This is a genomic window from Pseudomonas sp. BJa3 (genome assembly GCF_026343815.1).
Taxonomy (GTDB): domain Bacteria; phylum Pseudomonadota; class Gammaproteobacteria; order Pseudomonadales; family Pseudomonadaceae; genus Aquipseudomonas; species Aquipseudomonas soli.
Map to the genome: position 1 here is coordinate 1 of NZ_JAOXMC010000646.1, position 208 is coordinate 208.

Below are 208 nucleotides of genomic sequence, written 5' to 3' on the forward strand. Positions count from 1 at the left end.
TCGGCGATGCATCGTTTCACTGCTGAGTTCGGGATGGGATCAGGTGGTTCCAATGCTCTATGGTCGTCAAGAAATTCTGTGTGCTGGTCCGTCCTGTGGGACGTACCTGCGAATCTCTATAGTCTCTACTTAAAGACAAAACCCCTACCTGCTCGCGCAGATAGGGGTTTTGCGAAATGAATCTTGACGATGACCTACTCTCACATGG

1 rRNA gene is annotated in these 208 nt (G+C 50.0%); it reads right to left on the reverse strand.

The window, feature by feature from the left end:
* Positions 1-71 (reverse strand): 5S ribosomal RNA (rrf, locus tag OH705_RS29115); the annotation flags it as partial.
* Between the last annotated feature and the right edge of the window lie 137 nt (positions 72-208).